Consider the following 23320-nt stretch of genomic DNA (forward strand, 5'->3'; position numbering starts at 1 on the left):
CCGTTCTCGGATGTAGGACGAGACCCCTCCCCAACCCCTCCCCCCAAGGGGGAGGGGCTAGGTTGCCGCGCCCTCCGCGCGTCGTCTTTGCTCCAAGCGCCTGTAGAACCGTCGGAAGGGGCAAATCGGGGCCGCAGCGAAGCCCCTCCCTCTTGTGGGGAGGGGTTGGGGAGGGGTCTCCACTCCGAATTAGCCGGCGAGTCTCTCTCATACCGCTTTCCTATTCGCCTGCACCGTGCCCGATCCCCATTGCCTCGTTGATCAACTCATCGGCCGCCGCTTCCGTGAGCAGGAAATCCTGCGCTTCTCCGTGAACCGATTCCCGGCCGATTTCCAGCATGACCGGCACGGCGAGCGGCGAGATGCGGTCGAGTTGACGGTGGGTGATGTGTCCCTTGATTCGCTTGAGCATAGAGCCGAGGCGGCCAATGTCCAAAAGTCCGGCCGCCGCGTCGTTGCGGGTCGCTTCGAGCAGGATGTGATCGGGCTCGTGCATCCGCAATACGTCGTAAATGAGGTCGGCCGAAACGGTGACCTGCCGGCCGGTCTTCTCCTTTCCCGGATGGCGCTGGTCGATCAGTCCGGCAATCACCGCGCAGGTGCGGAAGGTGCGCTTCAAAAGGAAGGATTCGTTCAGCCAGGCCTCCAGATCGTCGCCGAGCATGTCCTCGTCGAAGAGCTCGGCGAGCGATGGCGCCCGCGTCTGGAACGCCGCGCCTAGATCGTCGATCGCCCATACGGCCAGCGAATAGTCGGTGGCGACGAAACCGAGCGGCTTCAGGCCGGCTCGGTCGAGGCGGCGGGTGAGCAACATGCCGAGGGTCTGGTGGGCGAGCCGCCCCTCGAAGGCGTAAGTGACCATGTAGTGGCGGCTGCCGCGCGGGAAGGTCTCGATCAGCAACTCGTCCTCGCCGGGCAGCATCGAAATGTCGCCCTGCAGCGCCAGCCAGTCGCGCACCTGGTCCGGCAGCGTGGCGCGCCGCGCCGGGTCGGCGAGCATCTTTCTCACCTGGGCTGCGAGATAGGTGGAGAGCGGGAACTTGCCGCCGGCATAGCTCGGCACCTTCGGGTCGAAGGAAAAGGCCTGCGAAACGAGGCACTCGTTCTCGCGGATACCTTCGAAGCGCAGCACCTTGCCGGAGAAGAGGAACGTGTCGCCGGGCGACAGCATTTCGAGGAAATATTCCTCCACCTTGCCGAGCGGCATGCCGCCGCGGCCGAGCGAGCCGCGTGCATTCCGTTTCACCATGCGCACGTTCAGCATCGGCGATTCGACGATCGTGCCGACATTCAGCCGGTATTGCTGCGCGACCATAGGGTTGGAGATCCGCCACCGCCCTTCCTTGGTCTTGCGGATGCGGGCGTAGCGCTCATAGGTGCGAAGCGCATAGCCGCCGGTGGCGACGAGGTCGACGACCCGCTCAAAGGTTTCCCAGGGAAGATCGGCATATGGGGCCGCGGTGGTGATCTCGTCATGAAGCTCGACCGCGTCGAAGGGTCTGGCGCAGGCCATGCCGAGCACGTGCTGCGCCAGCACGTCGAGCGCGCCCCTGCCGACCGGCGGCGTATCCTGGGCGCCGATATAATTGGCATCGAGGGCGGCCTGGCATTCCATCACCTCGAAGCGGTTGGCCGGCACGAGGATCGCCCGGCTCGGCTCGTCCATGCGGTGGTTGGCGCGGCCGATCCGCTGCGCCAGCCGGCTCGCCCCCTTTGGCGCGCCCACATGGACGACCAGGTCGACGTCGCCCCAGTCGATGCCGAGGTCGAGCGTCGAAGTGGCGACGACGGCGCGCAGCCGGTTCTCCGCCATCGCGGCTTCCACCTTGCGGCGCTGGGCGACGTCGAGCGAGCCGTGATGGAGTGCGATCGGCAGGTTGTCGTCGTTGATCGTCCAGAGCTCCTGGAAAAGCATCTCCGCCTGACTGCGCGTATTGACGAAGAGCAGCGTCGTGCCGTGCTGTTTGATCGCGGCATAGACGTCCGGGATCGCATAGCGGGCCGAGTGCCCCGCCCAGGGCACGTGGTTGTCGCCGCGCAGGATGGAGATTTCAGGTTTTGCACCGCCGGATACGGTGATCAACCCGGCATGACTTTGCTCGCCGGGAGGTTGGCCGACAAGCCAGCGCTGCAGTTCCATCGGTTCGGCGACCGTCGCCGAAAGGCCGATCGTCTGCAAGCCGGGCGCCAAGCGGCGCAGCCGTGCGAGGCCAAGGGCAAGCAGATGGCCGCGCTTCGAGGTGACGAGCGAATGCAGCTCGTCGAGCACCACATAGCGCAGGTTTTTGAAGAAGCGCTCAGCCTCGCCGTCGGCGATCAGCAGGGCAAGCTGCTCCGGCGTCGTCAGCAACAGGTCGGGTGGGTTGAGCTTCTGGCGCTGCCTCTTACCCTGCGGCGTGTCGCCGGTGCGGTTCTCGATCCTGACCGGCAGGCCCATCTCGTTGACCGGCTTCATCAGATTGCGCTCGATATCGACGGCGAGCGCCTTAAGCGGCGAGATATAGAGCGTGTGGATACCGACGAAAGCAGAGCCGGGCGGTACTTTGCCGCGCCGCGTGAGATCGACGAGCGACGGCAGGAAGCCGGCAAGCGTCTTGCCCGCACCGGTCGGCGCGATCAGCAGCGTGCTTTCCCCCGCTTCGGCGCGCGACAGCAATTCGAGTTGATGGGCGCGCGGCCGCCAGCCCTTTTCGGCGAACCAACGCAGAAAAGGCGCGGGCAACGTCACGGCGTTGCTTTCCGGCAATGGGGGATCGATCCTGTTCACGGGGAACAAAGGTAGATCAAACGCGGCAAAAGAGAAGCCTGTACCTCTTCATGCCCGCGATTGCTGGAGGCCAACCAAGCTTCAAAGTGCGATATATCGATCGGCGCGGTGGTTGATTGCCACGAAGAGGTTGAGGACGACCGCGCCGAGCACCGACCACAGAACGACCCAGGGCGTCGTGACCGCGAAGGCAACAGCCAGCACCCCTATGTCGATCGACAGCTGCACGAGGCCGGCGCGGATGCCGAAGCGCTCCTGCAGATAGACGCCGAGGATGCCGACGCCGCCGAGGCTGGCGCGGTGGCGATAGAGCGCCAGGACACCGTAGCCGAGCAGCAGCCCGCCGAGAAGCGCCGCCCAGCCGGGATGGATCTGACCGATCTCGAAAAGCCGCGACTGTACGTCGGCCAGGATCGAGGTGAGCCCGATGGCGATGAAGGTCTTGATGGAGAAGGCAGCACCGAGCCGCTTGAGCGACAGGTAGAAGAACGGCAGGTTGAGCAGGAAGAAGGCGAGGCCGATATTCACGCCGGTCGCATAGTGCAGCAGGAAGGCGACACCGGCGGTGCTTCCGGTCAGCAGTCCGGCACTCGCCAGGAAATAGAGGCCGAGGGCGGCGACGAGGCTGCCGGAAAATACGCCCTGCACATCCTCGACCGGCGTGTGCCTGGTGGGGCTGGTGTTCCAGAGACCGAAAACGCTGCTCATCTGTGCCATGGTGAACTCCCGCGAAGAGCTCCACCATTTGCTGCGGCGCATAGGAATAATCAAGAAAAATATGTAAGCATTGCTGACCTATTTTCGCAGGTCAGCATTGCGGTTCATGCAGGCTTGCGGGCGAGAAACAGGATGCCGGCAATCGGCAGGCCGGCATCCATGCGAATGACCCTCCGTTCGACGGCAATCATCTCGAGCCGAAAGTCGGCACAGAGCGAAGCGACATAGGCTTCCGAGTGCGCGTAGCGCAGCGATGGCCGGAGCAGGAAGTCGCGCTCGTCTGCCGCGTCCTCGACGGAGAAAGCAAACAGGCCGTCCGGCTTCAGAAGCCGCTCCGCGATGGCGAAGGCGCTTTCGAGATTGCCGAGATACATCAGCACGTCGGCGGCGCTGACGAGATCCGCGCGCCCTTCCGCCAGTTCGCCGAAGAGGCCGCAACTGTCCGGCTGCAGCGACAGGTCCGCCTGGCCCAGCCAGTCGTAGAGCGCCTTGCCTTCCGCCTTGGCCAGCATGTTGGCCGAGAGATCGAAGCCTTCGAGAAAGGCGGTGCGGCTGCGGATGCGCTCACCGAAGAGCCCCGTGCCGCAGCCGAGATCGGCGACATGACGAAATTTTTGCCCGCCGATCGCACGCTCGATCAGCGCCGCGAGCTTTTCCGGAACGCTGTAGCCGAGTTTCTCGACCAGCGCCTGATCGAACCGCTCGGCATAGTCGTCGAAGAGCCGCTCCACATAGGTGCTCGGCGGTTGCTCCGGCGTATCGGCCGCACCGAGCAGGGCCAGTTTCAGGCTGGCGCCGAAAATGTCCTCCGGGTTGAGGCGAAGCGCGTTGCGCAAGGCCGCGACCGCCGCCTCTTTTCGGCCCGATTTCTCCTCATAGTCCGCCAGCCGGAACCAACCGGCCGCCCAGTTCGGCACCAGTTCCAGCGCCTGGGCCATAAGCTCGGCCGCGCCCTGGTGGTCGCCGCTTTCGGCGAGCATCTTCGCATAGTCGGCGCGACGATCGGTGATCAGATCGCCGGAGGAAAGCTGGTTTGCGGCCATGAGGGTGACGGGTTTGTTTGCGACGGACGCTTCTGGCGCCGGACGCGGCAAAACACAAGCGGAATCTGAGGGCCCGCGACTCGCGCGGCTTGCGAGGCCGGACCGAGCGGCTTATGTGGGATGGAAACAGGAGAATTTTTCGCTGATGTCGGACGGCGTAAACAGATTTCTCGGTGATTCACCGCTGCGCGTGCTGGTCAAGCTCGTCGTCGTGTCGATCCTCGTCGGCTTCGTCATGACCGTTTTCGACTGGCGCCCGATGGACCTTCTCGATGGTATCCGCGACTTCGTCGTCGACCTCTGGCGCACCGGCTTCGCGGCGCTGGGGCGCGTCGGCGACTACCTGCTGCTCGGCGCGGCCGTGGTCATTCCTGCCTTCATCATCCTCCGTCTCTTCAGCTATCGGCGCTAAGCATGCAGGACCAGTTCTTTCTTCCGCGCAGGCGGCTCATTCTGCGTGCCGGTGCCGTGATGTCGCTTGGGCTCCTCGCCGGATGCTCGGCCTCCGGCCTCCTTACGCCCGACGACGGCACCGGCAGCGACCAGACCGAGGCGACGCTCGGCTATGTCAATTCGCTACGCAAGGGCAGGGGGCTGACGACGCTCGCGCGCGATCCCGCCGCATCCGTCGCCGCCATGCACCAGGCCGCCCGCATGGCACGCGCCGGCAAGATGAAGCACAATATCGGCTGGCGCGACGATTTTGCCGATCGGATGAAGGGCGATGGCGTCACTCTTCCGGCCGCCGAGAACATCGCCATGGGCCAGGACAACGCCGAGCGCGCCTATGAAGCCTGGTTCAATTCGCCGAAGCACCTTCAAAATATGCTCGGCAGCTATCGCGGCTTGGGCGTGGCGGTGGCGCAAAATAGCGCTTCCGGAAACCGACCCTATTGGGCCATGGTGCTGTCCGGCTGAGTTGATTCCCCAAGATCGCCTTGCGGAGACGGCCGCGGGGTAGCGACGATGTCTGCCATGGAAAGCCTCGAGCGTGAAAGGCTTGCCCGCGAAGCGGGTCCGTTCGACGTCACCAACCGGCTGATTTTCTCGATCGCCCTGCCGATGACGCTCGGCTTCCTGACGACGCCGCTCCTCGGCCTCGTCGACACCGGCGTCGTCGGCAGGCTCGGCCGGGCCGAGATGCTCGCCGGCCTCGCGGTCGGCGCCGTCCTGTTCGATCTGATCTTCACCACCTTCAATTTCCTGCGCGCCTCGACCACCGGCCTCGTAGCGCAGGCCTATGGCCGTGGCGACCGGCGCGAACAGCAGGCGGTGTTCTGGCGCTCGCTGGTGATCGCGCTCTTCTGCGGCATCGCCATCGTCCTGTTGTCGCCGCTGCTGCTCGCACTTGGTCTGTGGCTGATGGCGCCCGGCCCGGAAGTGGCGGCGGTGACAAGCACCTATTTTCTCTATCGGATTCTTTCCGGTCCGGCGGCGCTTGCCAATTACGCCATCCTCGGATTCGTCCTTGGTCGCGGCGACGGCTCGATCGGCCTCTTGCTGCAGACCATCATCAACGGCACCAATATCGTGCTGTCGATTTTGCTGGGACTGGTCCTCGGCTGGGGCGTGTCAGGGGTTGCGATCGGGACTGTCGGGGGCGAACTGATCGGCGCGCTTGCGGGCTTTGCGATCGTCTACGGCCGTTTTGACAAGAGGGACGCGCCGGACTGGGCGACGATCTTTGCCGGCGACCGGCTCAAGGCGCTGTTCGGGCTCAATCGCGACATCATGATCCGTTCCTTCGTGCTGCTCGCCGCCTTCACGCTGATGACCCGGATCGGCACGTCCCTCGGCCCGGTGACGCTCGCGGCCAATGCGGTGCTGATGACCATTTTCCTGGTCGCCGGCTATTATCTCGACGGCCTCGCCAATGCGGCCGAGCAGCTGACTGGCCGCTCGATCGGCGCCGCCTACCGCCCGGCTTTCGATCGAGCGCTCAGAATGACAGCGTTTTGGTCGCTGGGCCTCGCCTTGATGACGACGGTGTTGTTCCTCGCCTTCGGCAACATTCTCGTCGATCTTTTGACGACGGCGCCGGATGTGCGCGCGCTCGCCTATGAATATATGCCCTGGGCGGCGATAACGGCGCTCACCGGCGCCATGGCCTTCCTGATGGACGGCGTCTTCATCGGCGCCATCTGGTCGCGCGACATGCGCAACATGATGCTGGCCGCCTTCCTCGTCTATGGGGCGGCGCTCGCCGTTCTCGTGCCGGTCTTCGGCAATCACGGCCTGTGGGCGGGGCTCAACCTGTTCCTGCTGCTGCGCGGCCTGTTCCTGGTGATGCTGCTGCCACGGCGGGCCGCTCAGACGTTCCGCCCGGCCCAGTAGTCGAGACGGCTGTCGCGGATCTCGCGGATCGAGGCAAGCTTCTCCCGATCGCAGAGCGCCGAGAGGCCGCGGACGATCCGGCCGGGAAGCGACGGCCCCTCATAGACCATGCAGGAATAGAGCTGTACCAGGTCTGCGCCGGCGCGGATCTTTTCCGCCGCCGTCTCCGCCGAACTGACGCCGCCGACGCCGATGATCGGCAGGTTCGGCCCGACGCGCTTGCGCATGCGGGCGAGCACCGCCGTCGACTTCTCGAAGAGCGGCTTGCCGGAAAGGCCGCCAGCCTCCTTGGCCTGCCGCTGGTCCCTGAGACCTTCGCGCGACAGCGTTGTGTTGGAGACGATCAAACCGTCGAGATCGTGCGCCAGCATCTCCGCCGCGATGTCGTCCATGCCCTCTTCGGTCAGATCAGGGGCGATCTTCAGGAACACCGGAACGCGTCGCCCGCTCTTCGCGGCCTCGTCGTCGCGGGCGGCGAGCACGGCCGAAAGCAGCGCCGCCAGGCTTTCGCGCGCCTGCAGGTCGCGCAGGCCGGGCGTGTTCGGCGAGGAGATGTTGGCGGTGAAATAGCGGGCGACGGCGTGGAAGGTGCGGATGCCGGCGACATAGTCGGCGATCCGGTCGGCGCTGTCCTTGTTGGCGCCGATATTGACGCCGATCAGCGCCTGGCGCGAGCAGCCCTGGAGGCGCGCCAGCGCCGCACCGTGCCCGTCATTGTTGAAGCCGAGCCGGTTGATCACCGCCTCGTCCTCGATGAGCCGGAAAATCCGCGGCTTATCATTGCCCTGCTGCGGCCGCGGCGTCACCGTGCCGATCTCGGTGAAGCCGAAGCCGAGCCTCAACAGCGCCTCCGGCACCTCGGCATTCTTGTCGTAGCCGGCGGCCATACCGACCGGATTCGGAAAGACGAGGCCAGCAATGGTCTGCTCGAGCCTGGCATCGGCGGGCGCGGCACAGCCCGGCACGACGCCGCTCTTCAGCGCCTTGATCGAGAGCCCGTGGGCGGTTTCGGGATCTAGGAGGAACAGGCCGCGGCGGGCCAGGCGTTCGAGAGCACCGGTCATGGCGCAAGCTCGGGGAAAATATGCGTGCCGTCGGCGCCGAGCGGCAGCGGTTTTTCCCACAGCACGGCGTCGAGCCTCAGCGCCGCATAGAGATGCGGAAACAGCGCGCCACCGCGCGACGGCTCGTAGACGAGCTTGTCGCCGAGCGCTTCTGCGTCGACGGCGACGATGAGAAGGTCCGTCTGGCCCTCGAAATGCCGTGTCGCAGTCTCGGCGACCTGCTCGCCCGTCGAGAAGTGAATGAAGCCGTCGGCGAGATCGACGGGCGCGCCCGCGAATTGTCCGGCCCGCCTGGCTTCCTGCCATAGAAGCGCCGGAACGATCTTGTATATGGTAGCGTTCATCTTTGTCCGCCCGTCGTCATGATTCCGAGCCATGGCCTTGCCGCAAATAGCGGCGCGTGTCCACCGCGGTTCACCTGATCGAACGCGGATTTCCGTCAGTCTCCAAGGGAGAGGATGTCATGAGGAAGGTAATCGCGGTGCTCGTCTTCGGCCTGGGGTTTGGGTGCGCCCTTCCGGCCGCAGCGCAGGCACCCACGCCGGGGCGCTACAGCATGCAGAAATCTGAGACGGGATTCGCCCGGCTCGACACGGAGACCGGCGAGGTCACGCTCTGCCAGGAAAAGAACGGTGAGCTCGTCTGCCGCATGGCCGCCGACGAGCGTGCCGCCTTCGAGCGGGAACTCGACCTTCTGACGAAACGGATCGAAGCCTTGGAAAAGGCCGTGCAGAGTGGGGCGGCAGCCGCGAAACCCGATCTTCCGACCGACGAAGAGATTGACCGGACCATGAGCATCATGGAAAGAATGATGCGCAAGTTCATGGATATCGTGAAGGAACTCGAGGGTCGCGATCCCGCAGGCGAAGGTGGATCGGTCCCCGACAAGACCTGAACGTCGTGAACAAGCACCGAGTGGCACGCGGAGGACGAAGCCGATCGGTTCCGGGGCTCTTGGGAGGGAGCGTCATCATGCCCGACATGACCATCATCATTGCTGACGACCATCCGCTGTTCCGCGGCGCGATGCGCCAGGCGCTGAGCGGCATGGCCGGCGCGCCCGCCGTCGTCGAGGCCGGTGATTTCGCCGCTGCCCGCAAGGCTGCGGCGGACAATCCCGATGCCGACCTGATGCTTCTGGATCTCACCATGCCGGGCGTCAGCGGCCTGTCCGGCCTGATTGCGCTACGCGCCGAATTCCCGAGCCTGCCGGTGATGATCGTCTCGGCCCATGACGATCCGGCGACCATTCACCGCGCCATCGATCTCGGCGCGGCGGGCTTCCTCTCGAAATCCGCCGGGATCGAGGAGATCCGCGACGGAATCGGCAAGGTCATGGCCGGCGAAATCTTCGTCCCGGTCGGCTACGACCGGAACCAGGAATACGAGCCGGAGATGGCCGACCTCCTGCATCGCCTGCAGACCTTGACGCCGCAGCAATCGCGTGTCCTGTCCATGCTCGCCGAGGGCCTGCTCAACAAACAGATCGCCTACGAGCTCGGCGTCTCCGAGGCGACCATCAAGGCGCATGTCTCGGCGATCCTGCTGAAGCTTAATGTCGACAGCCGCACCCAAGCGGTGATTCAGCTTTCCAAGCTCGGCAGCGTCGCGGCGGCTTAGCGATCCCGCTTGCGGCGTTTGGCCCCTCATCCCGCTGCTGCGACCTTCTCCCCGCAGGCGGGGAGAAGGGGCATGCCGCCACGTCTCGCTTCTTTCGCCGGCGGATTCGGGGAACCGGGAGCGAGCCGCGCGTCCCTTCGCCCCGCGTACGGGGAGAAGGTGCCGGCAGGCGGATGAGGGGCAAGAATTGTAACCAAGTGAAACGATTGCTATTCCGCCGCCGCCCGTGCCGCTGCGGCAAGCTGCGTCAGCCAGGCGCGCAAGGCGGCCGGGCGCACCGGCTTGTGTTGTAGAGAGACGCCGTCGCGCTCGGCGGCACCGCGGACCTCCGGGGTGCGGTCGGCGGTTACCATCAGCGCCGGAATGCTCTCTCTCCAGCGCGCCCGGATGGAGGCGATCGCGTCGATGCCGGTGCCGTCCCCGAGGTGGTAGTCGGCGACGATCGCATCGGGCCGCAGCGGCAGGTGTTCCGGGCCGATCTTGTCGCAGGCGGCGACCGATTCCGCCGTCGTGACGGTGCAGCCCCAGCCGCCCAGCAGCAGCGCCATGCCCTCGAGGATCTTCGGTTCATTGTCGATGCAGACGACAGTCAGCCCGCTCAGCGCGTCGCTCGACTTCGGCGCGGCGACCGGCTGCGGCCTTGTCCGTTCGGCGGCGCTGGTATCGAGCGGCACGGCAACCTTGAAACCGGTGCCCTTTCCCGGCTCCGACTGCAGGCTGACCGGATGGTTCAGCACACGCGAGATGCGGTCGACGATCGAAAGTCCGAGGCCAAGCCCGGCGGCGGTGCGCGCCCCTTCGTCGAGGCGCGCGAATTCCTTGAACACGGTGCGGAACTTTGACGCCGGAATGCCGATGCCGGAATCGAGCACTTCGATCGTCGCCGTCTGCCTATGCCGGCGCACGCCGACGAGAACCTTGCCCTCAAGCGTGTATTTGATTGCATTGGAAACGAGATTTTGGACGACGCGTCTCAAGAGGTTCGGGTCGCTGCGCACGACAAGCGAGGTTGGCATGACCGTGAACTCTATGTCCTTCGCCCGCGCCATCGGCGCGAAATCCGTCTCGATCCGCCGTAAGAGATCATCGAGCGGCACGGCCTGTAGCCGCGGCTTCATCGCGCCGGTGTCGAGCCGCGAGATATCGAGCACGGCACCGAGTATCGCCTCCACCGATTCGAGCGAGGAGTCGATGTTCTGGACCAGCGCCCTGTTGTCGGAATCTCCGAGCCGCTCGACGAGCGATGAGGAGTAGAGGCGCGCCGCGTTCAGGGGCTGCAGGATGTCGTGGCCGGCGGCCGCGAAGAAGCGGGTCTTGCCGATATTGGCGTCTTCGGCGGCGGCGCGCGCCTCGCCAAGTTCTTTGTTGACCCGCGTCAACTCGCTCGTCCGCTCGGCGACGCGCAGTTCCAGCGTTTCGTTCGCCTGCTTCAGCGCCATGTCGGCGGCGACCCGCGGGGTGATGTCGGTATAGGTGGTGACGATGCCCTTGTCGGGCATGGCGTTGGTCCGCACCTCGACGATACGGGCGCCGTTGCCAAGTTCCAGCAGGAACGGCTTGTCGAGCGTCAGGAAATTGGCGACCAGCGTCTTCTCATAGTCTTTGCGGATGTCGCCGCGGCGCGCCAGGATCGCCACGATGTCGGCAAGCGGGAAGCCGACCTGGCCGGCCGCCTCGGGCAGATCGAGCAGCTCCCGGAAACGGCGGTTCCAGATGATCAGGTTGCTGGCATTGTCGAAGACGGCGATGCCCTGGTCCATCTGCGAGAGCGCCGTCTGCAGCATGTCCTGGTTATGCTGCAGCGCCTCGCTCGCCTGGTCGAGCAGCCAAGCGGTGTCCGAAGAGGTGTCGTCCATTCGCTGCAGCACCAGCGAAAACACCAGCCGGGCCGAGGAGGAACCGATGGCGCTGCCAAGCAATTGCTCGGAAAAATGGACGAGGGCCATGTCGGCGGAGGCGTTTTCGTCGAGCCAGCGGCCGGATTGCTGCTCATAAGTGTGGAACGAGCGCTGCATGCGCTCCTCGCCCATGTAGCGGGCGATCGTAGTCTTTAGGTCGCGTACCGTCACCTTCGTCTTGCGGCCGCGGAAGGCCCGTTCCGTGCGCGATCGGCGGGTGATGAAGACGCCGGCCTGGAAGCGCTCGAGCGGCTTCGGCGCCCGGGTCAGCGAGCCGAGCACATAGGCGCTGACGTTGACTAACATGCTGAGGGCCGACGCATTGACGAGCGGGTCGGACTGCGGCCCCGAAAAAACATCCGTAAACGGTAGGAGGAAGCTCAGGATCGTCGAGGCCACGTGAGAATTGTCGGGCCCGCCGAGGCTCGGCAGAAACAGCACATAGGCCCAGACGAGGAAGCCGCTGACCATTCCGGCAATCGCGCCGCGGGCGTTTGCCTGCCGCCAGACGAGGCCGCCGATGAGCGCCGGCGCCATCTGCGAGATGGCGGCGAAGGAGAGCAGCCCCAGCGAGGCGAGGCCGGAGCTCATGTCTGCCGAGCGATAGTAGCCGTAGCCGAGCAGCAGCACGACAAAGATCGCGGTGCGGCGGATGTTGAGCAGCGTCCCGGCCACGCTCTCCTGCAGGGTGCCGCGGGTGCCGAGCCTCTGGCGCAGGAAGACCGGCATGACGATGTCGTTGGAGATCATGATCGACAGTGCCACCGAGGCGACGATGACCATGGCCGTGGCGGCGGAAAAGCCGCCGATGAAGGTGAGGAGCGTGATCAACGGCACGTCGCTGGCCAGCGGCAGGGCCAAGAGATAGAGGTCGGCGTCGCCAGAGCCGGAGAAGGTCAGGATGCCGGCAATGGCGATCGGCAGGACGAAGAGGTTGATGGCGATCAGATAGAGCGGAAACAGCACCCCGGCGGTACGCAGCTCGTTCTCGGTGCGGTTTTCGACGACGGTGACGTGGAACTGCCGCGGCAGCATGATGATGCCGAAGGCGGAGAGCACGATCAGCAGGATCCAGCGGGCGGCGGGCGTCTGGTATTCGAGGGCGGAAAGGACGGCGGGACTTTGTCGGGCCGCCTCCAACAGATTCCCCGGCCCGTCGAACAGGACGAAGACGATGTAGAAGCCTGCCGTCAGCATGGCGACGAGCTTGACGACCGATTCCATCGCGATCGCCAGGATCAGCCCGTCCTGATGCTCGGTGGCATCCGTGTGGCGGGTGCCGAAGACGATCGCGAAGCAGGCGAGGAAGAGGGTGACGAGCAGCGGCAGGTCGATGAAATTTTCGCCCGCGCCGATGCCGTAGTCGCTGGTGTCGATCATCGCGGCGACCGAGCTCGAGACCGCCTTGAGCTGAAGGGCAATATAGGGAATGGCGCCGACCAGCGAGATCAGTGCGACGATCGCCGCCACCGCCGGGTTCTTGCCGTAGCGCGCCGCTACGAAATCGGCGACCGAGGTCAGTTTCTCGGTCTTGGCGAGCCGCACGATCCTGCGGATCAGCGGCATGCCGAGCGTGAACATCAGGATCGGCCCGATATAGATGCCGGTGAACTCGAGCCCATGCTCGGCGGCGAGCCCGACGCCGCCGAAATAGGTCCAGGAGGTGCAGTAGATCGCCAGGCTCAGCGCATAGACCAGCGGCCTGCCCTTGCTGGCAATCCTGCTTCTGCTGGCCCGCCGGTCGCCGTAGCTTGCGACCGCGAAGAGCAGTAGCAGATAGGCGAAGGCCGAGGCGAAAATGACCGAACCCGAAAGCATGCCTCACTCCTCGACGGGCAGCATAGGGCAAGTCCATCCCATTGAGAATTGGCTGCTTTATGCGTCTTAAGTCCAAGACGCGACGGGGCAGCCGTCGCGCGCCACGGGCCGCTGCCCGCCTTGATCGCGAACGGCGGTTCCATCGCTCCGAGCTTTGGTCTAGTTTCCTACAGCGGTTGCCGCGCGGGACAGGCGCGGCCGAGCGTTCAAGGACGGGGATATTACGGAGAGACGCATGCTGAACGAATTCAAAGAGTTTATCGCCCGCGGCAATGTGATGGACCTGGCGGTCGGCGTGATCATCGGCGCTGCCTTCACCAAGATCGTCACCTCGGTCGTCGACGATCTCGTCATGCCGGTGGTCGGCGCGATTACCGGCGGCGGTTTCGATTTTTCGAATTATTTTCTGCCGCTTTCCGCCAATGTCACCGCCCCGACGCTGGCCGCAGCCCGCCAGCAGGGCGCGGTCTTTGCTTATGGCAGCTTCATCACGGTGTTCATCAACTTCCTGATCCTTGCCTGGATCATCTTCCTGCTGGTCAAGGGGGTGAACCGCATCCGCGCCTCGGTGGAACGAGAGAAGGCACCGGAGCCGGCCGCGCCGCCGCCTGAGGATGTGCGGCTGCTGTCGGAAATACGGGATATCTTGAAGCAGCGGGCCTGACGGCAGCGAAATCATCACAGAAATCGATAAGTTCGTCAGAGAAAATCGTGTGATCACGGGTGCGAAAACGTCTAGAAGCGGCGGGCAATTCAGGAGGCCGCCGCTGATGACGACCATGACCAGCCTTAGTCCCCGCGCTCTTGCGGCGCCCGAAAGCGGCATCGTCGAAGTGGTGAACTATGCCCGTGGTCGCGATGGCCTGATCCCGCTCTGGGTCGGTGAGGGCGATCTTCCGACGCCGGACTTCATCAGCCGGGCAGCGGCCGACGCGCTGGTGGCCGGCCAGACCTTCTATACGTGGCAGCGCGGCATCCCGCCGCTGCGCGAGGCGTTGGTGCGCTATTATCAACGCCGCTTCCAAAAGACGCTCGCGCCGGAGAATTTCTACGTCACCGGATCCGGCATGCAGGCGATCAAGCTTGCGATCGAGGCAATCGCTTCGCCCGGCGACGAGATGGTTCTCCTGACCCCGGCCTGGCCGAATTTCGCCGCCGCCGCGGACCTCTCCGGCGTCCGGCCGGTCTCGGTGCCGCTGCGCTTCGAGAACGGCAAATGGCAGCTCGACCTCGACCGCCTTGCGGCGGCGATCGGCGATAAGACGCGGGCGCTGTTCATCAACACGCCGTCCAATCCGACCGGATGGACGGCGTCGCCCGACGATCTCAAGGCCATCTTGGCGCTGGCGCGCAGGCATGGCATCTGGATCATCGCCGATGAGATCTACGCGCTCTACTACTATCTCGGCCGACGCGCGCCGTCCTTCCTCGACATCATGGAGGACGACGACCGCATCCTCTTCGTCAACTCCTTCTCCAAGAACTGGGCGATGACTGGCTGGCGCGTCGGCTGGATCGTGGCGCCGCCGGCCATGGGCCAAGTGCTTGAGAACCTGATCCAGTATTCGACCTCCGGGGTCGCACAATTCATGCAGCGCGGCGCCGTCGTCGCCCTGGACGAAGGCGACGCTTTCGTCGACGACAACGTCACCAAGGCCCGACGCAATCGCGACCTGCTCTGCGACACGCTGATTGCCACCAATCGCGTCGAGACCCTGAAGCCCGACGGGGCGCTTTACGCCTTCCTGAAGATCGACGGCGTCACGGATTCGCGCCGGGCGGCGATCGACATCGTCGACAAGACCGGGGTCGGACTGGCTCCGGGAACGGCTTTCAGCGAGGGCGGGTCGCTGTTCATGCGCGCCTGCTTCCTGCGTGACCCGGCCCAGATCGCAGAGGCCGCGGACCGTCTGCGCACCTATATCCTCGACCGCTGATCCAAGATTCGTCCGTTGCGGGCCGATCGATAAAATCCGAATGATTGCCGTGGCGGGTGCTTAACCACCGCCGCAGGAATAGCCGGTGAAGAGCGGCGCCGGCGCCGCGATTTACCAATTCCGTAAGCATCGCCCGTCTTTCCTGTTCCCGGGTTCAATCGGGGGTGGAAGGCAGCCATGGCCATATTGGTGACAGGCGGAGCGGGCTATATCGGCAGCCATATGGTTTGGTCGCTGCTCGACGCGGGAGAGACCGTCGTCGTGCTCGACAGCCTGACGACCGGCTTCCGCTGGGCGGTGGCGCCGGAGGCGCGCTTCTATTTCGGTGACGTGGGCGACCGGGCGGCGCTGGCGCGGCTCTTCGCCGAGAACGAGATCGACGCGGTCGTCCATTTTGCCGGCTCGGCCGTTGTACCGGAATCGGTTGCCAAACCGCTCGCCTATTACGAGAACAACACGGCGAAAACGCGCACCCTGATTGCCGCGACGATAGAGGCCGGCGTGCGCCGCTTCGTCTTCTCATCGACGGCTGCCGTCTACGGCACCCAGGAGACGCCGGATCCGGTCAAGGAAACGGCGGCCCTGCGTCCGGAAAGCCCCTATGGCCGTTCCAAGCTGATGTCGGAAATCATGCTCGAGGACGCGGCGGCGGCGCATGATTTCAGTTACGTGGCGCTTCGCTATTTCAATGTGGCCGGCGCCGATCCGCTGGGGCGTGCGGGGCAGTCGACCTTCGGCGCCACGCATCTCATCAAGGTCGCCTGCGAAGCCGCGCTCGGCAGGCGCCGCAAGGTCGATGTTTTCGGCACCGACTATCCGACGGCGGACGGCACCGGCATTCGCGATTACATCCATGTCAGCGACCTGGTTGCCGCCCATCGGAAAGCGCTTGAATATCTAAGCGGTGGGGGCGGTCCGCTGGTCAGCAATTGCGGCTATGGCGAAGGCTTTTCCGTGCTGCAGGTCCTCGACACGGTGCGGCAGGTTTCCGGCCGCGACTTCCGCATCGATTACGGGCCGCGTCGCCCGGGCGACGCGGCCCAGGTCGTCGCCGATCCGACCGTCGCGCGATTGAAGCTCGATTGGGTGCCGACCCATGCGAGCCTCGAACATATCGTTCAGAGTGCCTTCGATTGGGAAGGCTATCTCAGTCGCAAGAACAGTTTCGACGATGGTCGCGGCGACGACGGACGCCTTGTCGCCAACGGCTGAAGGGCCGGAGCCTTACTCCTCGTCTTCGCCGAGGAGCTTGCGCTCATGCGCGATCGCATGGTCGATGAGCTGTGTCCACAAGCGCTCATAGAAGTCCGGGTCGAGCCCGAATTCGATCGCGTGCCTGCGGGCATTCTCCCGGACCTCTGCGACGCGCGCCGGAATGTCTGCCTTGAGATGCAGCGGGCGCTTGATCTCGGCAGCCCGGTCGATATAGCCCCAGCGTTCGGCAAAGAGCGCCATCAACGCGCGGTCGAGCCGATCGATCTGAGCGCGCACATCCGCCATCGTCGTGCATTCTGCGGGGGTCTTTGGCATGTCCGGCTCCTGCCGGGGCGGATCGCGCCCCGTTCCATCGCGCCGAACTGCTAGCAAAGCGGACGCCGGCTGAGAAGGGGAAAAACCGCCGCAGCGCCCGTGGCGAGTTGCCTAGCCCGCTGCTTGGTCACCTCGGCAGGCGATCGCTGGGGAGTAGGGTGCGGTCCTGTCTCCGTCGGCGATTGCCTGCCGATGTGTAGGAAGACGGTAGGTCCGCAAGCTTGAGCGGGGCTTTCCCTAATTAGCTGCCGAGCGCGAGCTTAATCGCGAGCCCGACTACGCTCACCGCCGCGACGCCGGCGAACCAGAGCCAGACGAACCAGAGGAGCCGGCGGCCGAGCGCGCCCATCAGTGATAGCCCTCTTCCGGATCGACCTTGCCCCGGAACACCCAGTAGGCATAGGCGGTATAGGCAAGAATGATCGGCACCAGCACGAGCGCGCCGACGAGCAGGAAAGCGAGGCTGTCGTTCGGCGCGGCGGCGTCCCAGATGGTGAGCGACGGCGGCACCATATAGGGATAGAAGCTGATGCCGATGCCGATATAGCCGAGCAGGAAGAGGCCGAGGGCGGCGATGAAGGGCTGGCGGTCGTGGCGCTGCTGGATGCCCTTGAGCAGCAGGTAAAGGCAGCCGAGAACGAGCAGCGGCACGATGACACTGAAGATCGCCGTCGGCCAGCCGAACCAGCGCTGCAGATAGACCGGCTCGAGAAATGGCGTCCAGAGGCTGACGATGCCCATGGCCGCCACGGTGGCGAAGGCGCATTTCAGCGCGATGGCGCGAGCACGCTCGGCGAGATCGCCGCGCGTCTTCATGATCAGCCAGGTCGCGCCGAGCAGCGCGTAGCCGATGACGATCGCCGCGCCGGTGACGATCGAGAACGGCGTCAGCCAGTCCCACCAACCGCCGGCATAGGCCCGGTCTTCGACCGGAATCCCCTGGATGAGCGCGCCGAGCGCCAGCCCCTGGGAAAAGGCTGCGAGCGTCGAGCCGCCGGCAAAGGCCCAGTTCCACAAAAACTCGCCGCGTCGCGTGCGCCAGCGATATTCGAAGGCGACGCCGCGGAAGATGAGGCCGAGAAGCATGCCGATGATCGGCGCATAAAGCGCTGGCATGACCGTGGCATAGGCGAGCGGGAAGACGGCCATCAGGCCGCCCCCGCCGAGCACGAGCCATGTCTCGTTACCGTCCCACACCGGTGCCACGGAATTCATCATTACGTCGCGATCGTGCTTCTCCGGGAAGAACGGAAAGAGAATGCCGACGCCGAGATCGAAGCCGTCGAGCACCACATAGGCGAGCACCGCGAAGGCGATAAGCGCGGCCCAGATGAACGGCAGGTCAATGGCCATGCGGGCCTCCATTGGGTCTCGCCGCTGCCGGGCCAGGGGTGACGCCGGCCGTGCGCAGCGGCCCCTCGTCGAGTTCCGGCATGGTATCGCGCGGCAGGCGCGCCATCAGCCGCAGGATGTAGAAGGTGCCGGCGCCGAAGACGAGGAAGTAGACGATGATGAAGGCGACGAGCGACGCGCCGACGGCCGGAGCCTCGATCGGTGACACAGAATTGGCCGTCAGCAGGTGGCCATAGACAGTATAGGGCTGCCGCCCGACCTCGGAAGTGATCCAGCCGGCAAGCACCGCGACAAACCCCGCCGGACCCATTGCCACCGCCATGCGGTGCAGCCAGGCATCGGTGGCGAGTGTGCCACGGTACCGACACCAGAGCGACCAGAGGCCGATCCCGAGCATGGCCAGGCCCATGCCGACCATCACGCGGAACGACCAGAAGACGATGCCGACGGGAGGGTGGAGTTCTTCGGGAATCGAGTCGAGGCCGGCGAGCGGTGCATCGAGATCGTGCTTCAGAATGAGGCTCCCGAGTCTTGGCACTTCGATTGCGTAGTCGATGCGCTTCTCCGCTGAATTGGGGATGCCGAAGAGCACCAGCGGGGCACCGTCGGGATGGCTGTGATAGTGACCCTCCATCGCCATGATCTTGGCCGGCTGATGCTCGAGCGTATTGAGGCCGTGCAGGTCGCCGGCGAGAATCTGGATAGGCGCGACGATCGCTGCCATCCACATCGCCATCGAGAACATCGTCCGGGCACGCCGAGGCGCAGTGTGGCGCAACAGATGCCAAGCGCCGCAGGCGCCGACGACGAACGCCGTCGTCAGATAGGCGGCGAGCACCATATGCACGAGCCGGTAGGGGAAGGACGGATTGAAGATGATTGCCCACCAGTCGACCGGAATGAATTGTCCGGCTTCGTTCATTGCAAAGCCCGCCGGGGTCTGCATCCAGGAGTTCGCGGACAAGATCCAGGTGGCCGAGATCAGCGTGCCGAGCGCGACCATGGCGGTTGCGAAAAAATGCAGTCTCGGACCGACCCGGTTGAGGCCGAACAGCATGATGCCCAGGAAGCCTGCCTCGAGGAAGAAGGCCGTCAGGACCTCGTACCCCATCAGCGGTCCGATGATCGGGCCCGCCTTGTCCGAGAACACGCTCCAGTTGGTGCCGAACTGATAGGACATGACGATGCCCGAGACGACGCCCATGCCGAAGGCGACGGCGAAAATCGTCTTCCAGAAGTTGAAGAGCTCGAGATAGACCTCGTCCTTCTTCCAAAGCCACAGCGCCTCGAGAACCGCGAGATAGCTCGCGAGTCCTATGGAAAAGGCGGGAAAGATGATGTGAAACGAGACCGTGAAGGCGAACTGAATGCGCGCAAGCACTGTCGCATCGAAGGCTTCAAACACGGGGCGCGATCCTTTCAGCCCGGGCGGTGAGGGCGGAGGCGCAGGAGCCCTTGCATCCCGCACGATCATTCATTCGCTCATCGAGCGGCGGCTCGACTTCATCGTGTGATTGAATTTGATGCAGAATTGCCAAAGGTCAATAACGGGCAGCCCGCCACGTTGTCACACTGCGGCAATGTTTCGCCTGTGGCATTTTGGACCATCTTTTTCGTGCATGTCGTTGTTCCAAAACCCCATGCACACTTTTGGGCGACATGCGCTGGAGGACTACGGTCGCGCCAGATAGGCCTCGGCGAGCTCTGTCCAGAAGGCCGCGCCGATCGGCAGCAGGTCGTCGTTGAAATTGTAGCCCGGGTGGTGGAGCGGCTTTTCCTCGCCGGTCATCCGCGACCCGAGGAAGAAATAGGTCCCCGGCCTCTCCTTGAGCATATAGGCGAAGTCCTCGCTGCCCATATAGGGGCGGGCGAGATCGAAGACCTTGTCTGCCCCGGCGAAGCGGATCGCGAGGTCGCGGACGAAATCCGTCTCCGCCTTGTGGTTGATCGTCGCATCGTAGCTTCGCTGGTAGTCGACGGTCGCTCGCATGCCGAAGCTTGCCGCCTGTGCTTCGGCGATCATCCGGATTCGGCGCTCCAGTTCGTCGCGAACGGATGGATCGAAGGAGCGGATGCCGACGACGATCTCCGCCCGTTCCGGAATGATGTTGCTCGCCGAACCCGCGTGGAAGGCGCCGACGGTGACGACGGTCGGGTCCATCGGATGGATGTTGCGCGACACGATGGTCTGCAGAGCCATGACGATGCTGGCGCCGCAGACGATCGGGTCGGCCGTCTCCTGCGGTTCGGCACCATGACCGCCGCGGCCGTGAACGGTGATCCGTGCCTCGTCGACGGCGGCCCCGATCGGACCCTCGCGCAATGCAAACTGCCCGAAGGGGAGATTCGGCGCGTTGTGAAGCGCGAAAACGGCGTCGCATGGGAACTTCTCGAACAGACCCTCGTCGATCATGATCTTCGCACCGCCGAAATTCTCTTCGGCCGGCTGGAAGATGAGGTGGACGGTGCCGTTGAAATTTTTTCGTTCGGCAAGCGCCCGGGCGGCGCCGAGCAGCATCGCCGTGTGGCCGTCGTGGCCGCAGGCATGCATCAGTCCCGGCGTCTTGCTGGCATAGTCGAGGCCGGTTTCCTCATGGATCGGCAAGGCGTCGATATCGGCGCGGATGCCGATCGAACGGGGGCCGCTGCCATTCCTGAGCGTGCCGACGACGCCGGTTTTCGCCAGTCCCGTCGCCACCTCGTAGCCGAGCGCTTCGAGATGGCCGGCGATGAAGGCCGACGTGCGGCGTTCTTCCAGCCCGAGTTCCGGATGGGCGTGCAGGTCGCGGCGAATGGTGACGAGTTCCGGCAAGGCATTGCTGATCGCAGCGGCAATTTTCATCTCAGGCACCACGGGTGGGAATGCGGTTTTCGAAATAGCGGAAGGCGACGACCAGAATGCCGGTCAGACACATGTAGATGAGCGCCAGCAAGAGCAGCGGCTCGTAGGTGAGATAGGTTTCCTGCCGCACCTTGGAGATCACCGCATAGACGTCGACCACGGTGATGGTGGCGACGAGCGGCGTCGATTTGAGTTGCAGCACGGTCTCGCCGTTGAGCGTCGGCAGCGCCCGGTGGACGGCCCGCGGCAGCCAGATGCGCCGGAACTTCGTCCAGCGTCCCAGGCCGTAGGCGCGAGCCGCCTCCAATTCTCCGCGCGGCACGCCGGCAAAGGCGCCGCGCATCACTTCGCCCTCGTAAGCCGCGAAGGAAAGCGTGAGCGCCGCCACCCCATACGGCCATGCCTCGCGCAAATAGGGCCAGAGGAAGGAATGACGGATCGCCGGGAACTGCGGAAAGAGAGAGCCGAGGCCGTAGTAGAGCAGCCAGAGCTGCAAGAGCAGCGGCGTTCCGCGAATGACGGTACAGAACAGGCGGGCGGGGGCCTTGAGGAACCAGGGGCCCGTCACCTGGACGAGGCCGAGGGGAACGGCGAGCAGGAAGCCGAGGAGTGCGGTGCTGAACAGCATGACCAGGCTGACGAGGATGCCGGAGCCGAGTCTTGGCAAGTAGCGCGGCAGCCAATCCCAACGCATGAAGACGGCGACTGCGACGACGAGGCCGGCGAAGAGGAGCATCAGGACGATGCGATGCGGTTTGAGAAAGTTCTCCGGCTTGGGAAGATCCTCGGGGGCGAGCGCGAGCGCGTGGGTGGTTTCGTCGGTCATCGCTGCTCCGCGAAGCCGCGCCGGGCATGGCGCTCGATGATGCCGATGAAAAGATTGGAGATAAGCGTCAGGGCGAGATAGAGCGCGCCGGCGGCGCAGAAGAACAGGAAATAGGCCTTGGTCGTGCCGGCCGCCTGGCGGGTGACGAGTGTCAGTTCGCTGAAGCCGACGACGGCAAGCAGCGCCGTGTCCTTGGTGGCGATCAGCCAGAGATTGGCAAGGCCGGGTATGGCATAGGGCAGCATCGCGGGGAGCGTAATGCGCCTGAGAACCTTCATCGGCGACATGCCGTAGGCGCGCGCCGCCTCGATCTGCCCGGCGGGCACCGCCTTGATAGCGCCGCGCAGCACCTCTGTCGAATAGGCGCCCTGGACGACGCCGATGACGAAGATGCCGGCTGCCAAGCCGCTGATATCGACGGTGCCGATCCCCATGGCGCCGAGGACCTGGTTCAGGAGGTCGGTGCCGGCATAGTAGAGAAGCAGGATGAGGACGAGCTCGGGCACCGCCCGCACGATGGTCGTATAGCACTCGAGCAGGTCGCGCAGCACCGGCCCGCCATAGAGCTTGCCGAAGGCGCCGCCGACGCCGAGCAGCAGGCCGAGCGCATAGCCGCCGACGGCGATCTCGATCGAATGCAGGAAGCCTTGCAGCAGAACGCCGCCCCAGCCGGGCGCCGCGAGCGCCAGCAGGCTCCAGTTGATGAAGGATTCCGCAGCCATCGCCACCCAGCTCCTCGAAGATCAAGGGCCGGCAGCGCTGAAGCTGCCGGCCGACTACGGCCTAGCCGCCGTAGATGTCGAAGTCGAAATACTTCTTCGAGAAGGCGTCGTAGGTGCCGTTGGCCCGGATCGCCTTGATCGCCGCGTTGATCTTGTCCTTGAGTTCGGTCTCGCCCTTGCGCAGCCCGACGCCGACGCCCGGTCCGAGCACGTCGATGTCCTGGGCGACTTCGCCCTTGTAATCGCAGCATTCCTTGCCCTGATCGCTCTTCAGGAAGGCGTCGAGAGCGATCGCATCGGCCTGCACCGCATCGAGGCGCCCGGCGGCGAGGTCCTGGTTGGCCTCGTCCTGCGTCTGGTACTCCTTGACCTCCACGCCGGCCGGGGCAAAATGCTTGGTCGTATAAGCCTGGTGCACCGTCGCCACCTGCACGCCGAGCGTCTTGCCGGCGAGCCCTTCCGGCGTCGGCTTGAAGTCCTCGCCCTTGGCGCCGATGATGCCTGTCGGCGTGTTGTAGTATTTGTCGGAGAAGTCGATCGTTTTCAGGCGTTCCGCGGTGATCGACATCGACCCGACGATCAGGTCGATCTTCTTCGACGTCAGCGCCGGGATGATGCCGTCCCAGGCGACGGGGGTGATCACGCAATCAAGCTTCGCCTCGGCGCACATCGCCTTCATGAACTCGATCTCCCAGCCTTCCCAGTTGCCGTTCGCGTCCGGCGAGGTGAAGGGCGGGTAGGGTTCGGCTGCAATGCCGACCTTGACCTGTTCGGCCGAAGCGGCAACGGCGCCGGCGATCGACAGGGCGGCGGCGACCGCCAGGAGCTTCAATGTCTTCTTCATGCTGT

The 23320-nt window shown here is 64.7% G+C and carries 21 protein-coding genes; 8 read left to right on the forward strand and 13 right to left on the reverse strand.

Annotated elements, in window-relative coordinates; translation table 11 throughout:
- Positions 1-220: 220 nt before the first annotated feature.
- The 3 genes from CO656_RS10015 to CO656_RS10025 form a co-directional block, all read right to left on the reverse strand.
- Positions 221-2776, reverse strand: a complete 2556-nt coding sequence (locus tag CO656_RS10015) for a ligase-associated DNA damage response DEXH box helicase (RefSeq protein WP_097525609.1) — start codon at positions 2774-2776, stop codon at positions 221-223.
- A gap of 72 nt (positions 2777-2848) precedes the next feature.
- Entirely contained in the window at positions 2849-3484 is a 636-nt protein-coding gene (locus CO656_RS10020; RefSeq protein WP_097525610.1) for a YitT family protein, read from the reverse strand.
- A 104-nt stretch (positions 3485-3588) separates the two neighbouring features.
- Entirely contained in the window at positions 3589-4527 is a 939-nt protein-coding gene (locus tag CO656_RS10025) for a class I SAM-dependent methyltransferase (protein ID WP_097525611.1), read from the reverse strand.
- A gap of 145 nt (positions 4528-4672) precedes the next feature.
- On the opposite strand from CO656_RS10025, the gene CO656_RS10030 reads away from it, so the two are divergent.
- The 3 genes from CO656_RS10030 to CO656_RS10040 are packed head-to-tail and all read left to right on the forward strand — an operon-like array spanning position 4673 to position 6861.
- On the forward strand, positions 4673-4939 hold the full coding sequence (locus CO656_RS10030; RefSeq protein WP_097525675.1) for a DUF6460 domain-containing protein: 267 nt from the start codon (positions 4673-4675) through the stop codon (positions 4937-4939).
- Positions 4940-4941: 2 nt separating this feature from the next.
- Positions 4942-5445 carry a CAP domain-containing protein gene (locus CO656_RS10035; protein ID WP_097525612.1) on the forward strand — a complete coding sequence of 168 codons (504 nt, stop codon included), beginning with the start codon at positions 4942-4944 and terminating at the stop codon, positions 5443-5445.
- Positions 5446-5493: 48 nt separating this feature from the next.
- Positions 5494-6861, forward strand: a complete 1368-nt coding sequence (locus tag CO656_RS10040) for an MATE family efflux transporter (protein ID WP_097525613.1) — start codon at positions 5494-5496, stop codon at positions 6859-6861.
- Here the strand turns inward: CO656_RS10040 and CO656_RS10045 are convergent.
- Positions 6837-7925 (reverse strand): quinone-dependent dihydroorotate dehydrogenase, encoded by a 1089-nt coding sequence (locus CO656_RS10045; protein ID WP_097525614.1) that lies wholly within the window; start codon positions 7923-7925, stop codon positions 6837-6839. The two genes, CO656_RS10040 and CO656_RS10045, sit on opposite strands and share 25 nt — an antisense overlap.
- Complete coding sequence (locus CO656_RS10050) at positions 7922-8269, reverse strand: DUF952 domain-containing protein (protein WP_097525615.1); 348 nt, start codon at positions 8267-8269, stop codon at positions 7922-7924. The genes CO656_RS10045 and CO656_RS10050 overlap by 4 nt, the downstream gene beginning before the upstream one ends.
- A 119-nt stretch (positions 8270-8388) precedes the next feature.
- Between CO656_RS10050 and CO656_RS10055 the strand changes: the two genes are divergently transcribed.
- Both CO656_RS10055 and CO656_RS10060 read left to right on the forward strand, forming a co-directional pair.
- Positions 8389-8820, forward strand: coding sequence for a hypothetical protein (locus CO656_RS10055; protein ID WP_097525616.1), 432 nt, complete (start codon positions 8389-8391; stop codon positions 8818-8820).
- A gap of 77 nt (positions 8821-8897) precedes the next feature.
- Positions 8898-9545 carry a response regulator transcription factor gene (locus tag CO656_RS10060; RefSeq protein WP_097525617.1) on the forward strand — a complete coding sequence of 216 codons (648 nt, stop codon included), beginning with the start codon at positions 8898-8900 and terminating at the stop codon, positions 9543-9545.
- A 209-nt stretch (positions 9546-9754) separates the two neighbouring features.
- Here the strand turns inward: CO656_RS10060 and CO656_RS10065 are convergent, their stop codons facing one another.
- On the reverse strand, positions 9755-13261 hold the full coding sequence (locus CO656_RS10065; protein ID WP_097525618.1) for a PAS domain-containing hybrid sensor histidine kinase/response regulator: 3507 nt from the start codon (positions 13259-13261) through the stop codon (positions 9755-9757).
- A 235-nt stretch (positions 13262-13496) separates the two neighbouring features.
- Between CO656_RS10065 and mscL the strand changes: the two genes are divergently transcribed.
- The 3 genes from mscL to galE all read left to right on the forward strand — a co-directional run bounded on the left by mscL (position 13497) and on the right by galE (position 16410).
- Complete coding sequence (gene mscL / locus CO656_RS10070) at positions 13497-13925, forward strand: large conductance mechanosensitive channel protein MscL (RefSeq protein WP_037420397.1); 429 nt, start codon at positions 13497-13499, stop codon at positions 13923-13925.
- Positions 13926-14031: 106 nt separating this feature from the next.
- Complete coding sequence (locus tag CO656_RS10075; protein ID WP_097525619.1) at positions 14032-15198, forward strand: pyridoxal phosphate-dependent aminotransferase; 1167 nt, start codon at positions 14032-14034, stop codon at positions 15196-15198.
- 177 nt (positions 15199-15375) lie between these two features.
- Positions 15376-16410 (forward strand): UDP-glucose 4-epimerase GalE, encoded by a 1035-nt coding sequence (gene galE, locus CO656_RS10080; protein ID WP_097525620.1) that lies wholly within the window; start codon positions 15376-15378, stop codon positions 16408-16410.
- Between the two features lie 12 nt (positions 16411-16422).
- Here galE and CO656_RS10085 read toward each other — a convergent pair whose 3' ends face one another.
- The 7 genes from CO656_RS10085 to CO656_RS10115 all read right to left on the reverse strand — a co-directional run bounded on the left by CO656_RS10085 (position 16423) and on the right by CO656_RS10115 (position 23315).
- Complete coding sequence (locus tag CO656_RS10085; RefSeq protein WP_097525621.1) at positions 16423-16728, reverse strand: chorismate mutase family protein; 306 nt, start codon at positions 16726-16728, stop codon at positions 16423-16425.
- Between the two features lie 348 nt (positions 16729-17076).
- The gene (cydB, locus tag CO656_RS10090; protein ID WP_037425988.1) at positions 17077-18081 is read right to left on the reverse strand and encodes a cytochrome d ubiquinol oxidase subunit II; all 1005 of its coding nucleotides are present in this window, start codon (positions 18079-18081) and stop codon (positions 17077-17079) included.
- Positions 18071-19486 carry a cytochrome ubiquinol oxidase subunit I gene (locus tag CO656_RS10095; protein WP_097525622.1) on the reverse strand — a complete coding sequence of 472 codons (1416 nt, stop codon included), beginning with the start codon at positions 19484-19486 and terminating at the stop codon, positions 18071-18073. The genes cydB and CO656_RS10095 overlap by 11 nt, the downstream gene beginning before the upstream one ends.
- Before the next feature lie 267 nt (positions 19487-19753).
- On the reverse strand, positions 19754-20923 hold the full coding sequence (locus CO656_RS10100; protein ID WP_097525623.1) for a M20 aminoacylase family protein: 1170 nt from the start codon (positions 20921-20923) through the stop codon (positions 19754-19756).
- Between the two features lies 1 nt (position 20924).
- Positions 20925-21749, reverse strand: a complete 825-nt coding sequence (locus tag CO656_RS10105) for an ABC transporter permease (RefSeq protein WP_097525624.1) — start codon at positions 21747-21749, stop codon at positions 20925-20927.
- Complete coding sequence (locus CO656_RS10110; protein WP_097525625.1) at positions 21746-22471, reverse strand: ABC transporter permease; 726 nt, start codon at positions 22469-22471, stop codon at positions 21746-21748. The genes CO656_RS10105 and CO656_RS10110 overlap by 4 nt, the downstream gene beginning before the upstream one ends.
- Positions 22472-22532: 61 nt before the next feature.
- Complete coding sequence (locus CO656_RS10115) at positions 22533-23315, reverse strand: transporter substrate-binding domain-containing protein (RefSeq protein WP_097525626.1); 783 nt, start codon at positions 23313-23315, stop codon at positions 22533-22535.
- Positions 23316-23320: the final 5 nt, after the last annotated feature.

It is taken from the genome of Sinorhizobium sp. FG01 (assembly GCF_002531875.1).
GTDB classification, from domain to species: Bacteria; Pseudomonadota; Alphaproteobacteria; order Rhizobiales; family Rhizobiaceae; genus Sinorhizobium; species Sinorhizobium fredii_C.